Origin of the sequence: Pseudomonas sp. NPDC008258 (genome assembly GCF_042956345.1) — a bacterium.
In the GTDB taxonomy this organism is placed as follows: Bacteria; Pseudomonadota; Gammaproteobacteria; order Pseudomonadales; family Pseudomonadaceae; genus Aquipseudomonas.
Window position 1 is genome coordinate 1 of the sequence record NZ_JBIBGE010000076.1, and the last position, 2,949, is coordinate 2,949.

The window sequence follows — 2,949 nt, forward strand, 5'->3', positions numbered from 1 at the left end:
ACAATCCCTGTGGGAGCGGGCACGCCCGCGAAGCAGGCAACGCGGTGGATGGCACCGGCTTTGCCGGTGTTCGCGGGCGCGCCCGCTCCCACAGGAAACGTGGTGCCAGCCTGCATGCATTCGGCCCTTTTCCTATGCAAGCCAACAGCCCATGGCTATCATGCCTGCCTTATTCCAAGTCGAGACTGGCATGCTGAAGTTGTTGAATCTCCTCAAGGATGGCCGGTTCCATTCCGGAGAAGCCCTGGGCGCAGCCCTCGGGGTAAGTCGCAGCGCCGTATGGAAGCAGCTGCAGCACCTGGAGAGTGAGCTGAACCTCAGCATTCACAAGGTTCGTGGCCGCGGCTATCAGCTGGCGGCACCGCTGGCCTTGCTTGAGGCGCAGGCCATCGCCGGGTATGCCGAAGGTGAGCAATGGCCGGTGTTCATCCATGAAACCATCGATTCGACCAATGCCGAAGGCTTGCGGCTTGCCGGCCAAGGGCAGGTGGCTCCATTTGTTGTCCTGGCCGAGCGGCAGAGCGCCGGTCGAGGCCGGCGTGGGCGCCAGTGGGTCAGCCCATTTGCCGAAAACCTCTATTACAGCCTTGTACTGCGTGTGGAAGGCGGCATGCGCCAGCTCGAAGGTTTGAGCCTGGTGGTCGGTTTGGCCGTAATGCGCACCTTGCAGGCATTTGGCGTAAAGGATGTAGGGCTCAAATGGCCCAACGATGTGCTGGTTCGCGGACAGAAGATCACCGGTATCCTCCTGGAGCTGGTTGGCGACCCGGCCGATGTCTGTCATGTGGTACTAGGTGTTGGTATCAATGTGAACATGCAGGATAACGAGCAGGTCGACCAGCAGTGGACCTCGATGCGGCGTGAGGTGGGTGCGGTAATAGATCGCAACCACTTGGTGGCTTCACTCAGCCAGCAACTGCAGCACGAATTGGCGCGCCATCGTCGCTATGGGTTCGCAGCATTCCAGGAAGAATGGGAGCAAGCGCATCTTTGGCAGGGTCGCAATGTTTCGCTGGTTGCTGGCAGCACGCATATTGATGGTGTGGTTCTTGGCGTCGACGGGCAGGGCGGCTTGCGCCTTGAGGTGGACGGAGTGGAAAAGAGCTTTAGCGGTGGTGAGCTCAGTTTGAGGTTGCGTGATGATTCTTGAGCTCGATTGCGGTAACAGCTTCATCAAGTGGCGGGTTATCCACGTCGCTGATGCAGTCATTGAGGGTGGCGGGATCGTCGACTCCGATCATGCGTTGCTGGCAGAGGTGGCGGGGTTGGCTTCAGTGCGTCTTACCGGTTGCCGTATTGTCAGCGTACGCAGCGAAGAAGAAACCGATGCATTGTGCGCATTGATCGCTCAGGCATTTGCCGTTCAGGCGCGTGTTGCGCACCCTGCGCAGGAAATGGCCGGTGTGCGCAACGGTTATGACGACTATCAGCGCCTGGGCATGGACCGTTGGCTGGCTGCGCTCGGCGCATTTCACCTGGCCAAGGGGGCTTGCCTGGTAATCGACCTGGGCACCGCTGCCAAATCTGACTTCGTCGCTGCTGACGGAGAGCACCTGGGTGGCTACATCTGTCCTGGCATGCCCCTGATGCGCAGCCAGTTGCGTACCCATACCCGCCGTATTCGCTACGACGATGCCTCCGCCGAGCGGGCGTTGACCAGCCTGTCGCCAGGCCGCTCCACGGTTGAAGCAGTCGAGCGCGGTTGTGTGCTGATGCTCCAGGGCTTTGCGCGTACCCAGCTTGATCAGGCGCAAGCGCTCTGGGGTGATGAATTCACGGTGTTCCTCACCGGTGGCGATGCGCCGCTGGTGCGGGAGGCTTTGCCACAGGCGCGTGTCGTACCCGACCTGGTTTTCGTTGGTCTGGCCATGGCCTGCCCATTGGATTGAGGTGCTTATGCGTTGGTTGTTTCTGCTGTTACTGGTGCTCAACGTGTTTTATTACGTATGGCACCAGCAGGAAGCCCCGCTGAAGGTCAAGGAAGTCGCCCCTCTGTCTCTGTACAAGGGGAATCAGCAAGAAATCCGTCTGCTGCGTGAAACGGGTGTTTCGGCGCCGCCCAAGCGCCGTGATGAATGCCTGGTTGTTGGGGGAGTAGTGGGGCAGGACCAGCTGGATGCACTGCGCCAGCGTCTGCTGAGCCTTGATATCGTCACCCTGCCAGTGGTGGGGCAGTTGCCCGGAGCCGATGGGCGCTGGCTTAAGGTCGCCCCGGAAAGCGAGCGTTTGCTGGACCAAACGGTGCTGTCAGCTCTTTCCAATGATTTCAAAGACTTAAAACATAAAATTATTTTCTGCCAGGGTATTGCAACTGGCGAATAGCTTGATAGAATGGCGCCCGCTTCACAGGGAACACCACTTAGGTGGTAGCGCTGGAAGCGGTGTCAAAGCAGCTAAGTTTCAGATTTGATTGAAAAAATTTGAAAAAACGCTTGACACTAGGACGGCAGACAAATAGAATGCCGGCCACATCTGGAGGGATTCCCGAGCGGCCAAAGGGGACGGACTGTAAATCCGTTGCGAGAGCTTCGAAGGTTCGAATCCTTCTCCCTCCACCAGTTTTAGCGAGAGCCGCAAGCTCCGCGGGTATAGTTTAGTGGTAGAACCTCAGCCTTCCAAGCTGATGATGCGGGTTCGATTCCCGCTACCCGCTCCAAGTTTGCTGGATTTTGCGCAAAGTGTTTCGCTCTTGTAGCTCAGTTGGTAGAGCACACCCTTGGTAAGGGTGAGGTCAGCGGTTCAAATCCGCTCAAGAGCTCCATTTAAACAAGGCAGATATGAAAATATCTGCCTTTGTTTTATCAGCGCAAGACTATTTCTTCTGCGGAGGATTGTATCGATGGCTAAGGAAAAGTTTGATCGTTCCCTTCCCCACGTTAACGTCGGCACTATCGGCCACGTTGACCACGGTAAGACCACTCTGACCGCAGCTCTGACTCGCGTCTGCTC

Annotated in this window: 4 protein-coding genes and 3 tRNA genes; all 7 read left to right on the forward strand. The window is 57.6% G+C overall.

Annotated features, from left to right (window positions below; genetic code table 11):
- Positions 1-190 precede the first annotated feature (190 nt).
- Positions 191-1,150 (forward strand): bifunctional biotin--[acetyl-CoA-carboxylase] ligase/biotin operon repressor BirA, encoded by a 960-nt coding sequence (gene birA / locus ACFY9W_RS29015; protein WP_391138281.1) that lies wholly within the window; start codon positions 191-193, stop codon positions 1,148-1,150.
- Positions 1,140-1,889 carry a pantothenate kinase gene (locus tag ACFY9W_RS29020; protein ID WP_391138284.1) on the forward strand — a complete coding sequence of 250 codons (750 nt, stop codon included), beginning with the start codon at positions 1,140-1,142 and terminating at the stop codon, positions 1,887-1,889. Before birA ends, ACFY9W_RS29020 begins: the two co-directional genes overlap by 11 nt.
- Positions 1,890-1,896: 7 nt before the next feature.
- Positions 1,897-2,322 (forward strand): hypothetical protein, encoded by a 426-nt coding sequence (locus ACFY9W_RS29025; RefSeq protein WP_391138287.1) that lies wholly within the window; start codon positions 1,897-1,899, stop codon positions 2,320-2,322.
- 152 nt (positions 2,323-2,474) lie between these two features.
- A tRNA-Tyr gene (locus ACFY9W_RS29030) sits at positions 2,475-2,558 on the forward strand.
- A gap of 24 nt (positions 2,559-2,582) precedes the next feature.
- A tRNA-Gly gene (locus ACFY9W_RS29035) sits at positions 2,583-2,656 on the forward strand.
- A 29-nt stretch (positions 2,657-2,685) separates the two neighbouring features.
- Positions 2,686-2,761: transfer RNA gene (locus ACFY9W_RS29040), tRNA-Thr, on the forward strand.
- A gap of 78 nt (positions 2,762-2,839) precedes the next feature.
- Positions 2,840-2,949: GTP-binding protein (locus ACFY9W_RS29045; protein WP_132579187.1), on the forward strand; the 110-nt coding region annotated here is incomplete at its 3' end.